Here is a 1090-nt window from a genome sequence, read left to right as displayed (position 1 = left end):
AGAGAAAAAGCTGTAGAAATAGCTAAAAAAAAAGCTGAAAAGAAAAATGAGGCACCGAATTTATCAGGAGTATCTTTTGATGGTTGGGATGTGAGAGAAACGTTGAAAGCTCAGTCTAAATGGAATAGCTTGGGTGCAGTTTTTGCAAGTATATCAATGTTTTACAAGGTTTAATTTCAATATTTTACTAATATATAAGAGATTTTATTAAATCTATGAAATAAAATAACTTTTCTCTTGTATTTAATATTTTGATCTCCATGTATTAGAAAAATCTAAAGAGGCTATAAAAAGTGGCAGCAATTGCAAGTGGTACAAAATTTAAAATATATGATCCTCCTGGAACAGCGTTTACTAATATTAATAAACCAGGTGGTAAAGTAGAATTTTCAGGAATTTACAAATGTGTAAATTGTGGTAGAGAAATTACGTCTAATATGCACCCAAATGATGATACTTTCCCTCCACATAATAAAAGTAGTACCTGTCAAGATGCAAAATGGAAATTGCATGTTGTAACAGATACGATGGGTGATAATTTTGCATCTGTAAAATAATCCACTACTATAATGTGGATTTTAATCAAAAAATTTAATAAGTTACAGCCTTATATATATTATTTACCATCAAATTTTTTTTATATGAAGTCAAAAAAGCGAGAGACTATAGCTCTCGCTTTTTTATCTTCAAATAGTTATACTTCTTTATACGCCATTGACGTATATCAACCTATGTTGTTTATTGAAACCAGTATTTTTACTAAGCAAATCAAAGAACTTGTGACAGATGATGAATATCGTCAGTTACAACAAGATCTTTTAGTACAGCCTGATAAAGGGGATGTTGTTAAAAATGGTGGTGGCATTCGTAAAGTACGTTGTGCTCAAGGTAACAAAGGTAAAAGTGGCGGTATCCGGGTAATCTATTATTGGGTTAATGAAGATCACCAAATTTTTTTCTTATTGGCTTATCCAAAATCAGTAAAAGATACCCTGACCGATAAGGAAACAGCCATTCTTCGTCAATTAGTGAAGGAGCAACTTCATGGATAATAATTTATTTGATGATCTGGTCTCTTCAATTAAAGAAG

The 1090-nt window shown here is 31.1% G+C and carries 2 protein-coding genes; both read left to right on the top strand.

Annotation, left to right across the window (positions count from 1 at the left end; all coding sequences use genetic code 11):
* Window positions 1-293: 293 nt before the first annotated feature.
* Window positions 294-557, top strand: coding sequence for a hypothetical protein (locus FTV42_RS17290; protein WP_180039287.1), 264 nt, complete (start codon window positions 294-296; stop codon window positions 555-557).
* A 174-nt stretch (window positions 558-731) separates the two neighbouring features.
* The gene (locus FTV42_RS17285) at window positions 732-1052 is read left to right on the top strand and encodes a type II toxin-antitoxin system RelE/ParE family toxin (protein ID WP_180039289.1); all 321 of its coding nucleotides are present in this window, start codon (window positions 732-734) and stop codon (window positions 1050-1052) included.
* Window positions 1053-1090: the final 38 nt, after the last annotated feature.

Source organism: Acinetobacter sp. YH16052, assembly GCF_013417155.1.
GTDB lineage: Bacteria > Pseudomonadota > Gammaproteobacteria > Pseudomonadales > Moraxellaceae > Acinetobacter.
The sequence above is the reverse complement of the archived record's forward strand: the minus strand, read 5'-3'. Positions and strand labels throughout refer to the sequence as shown.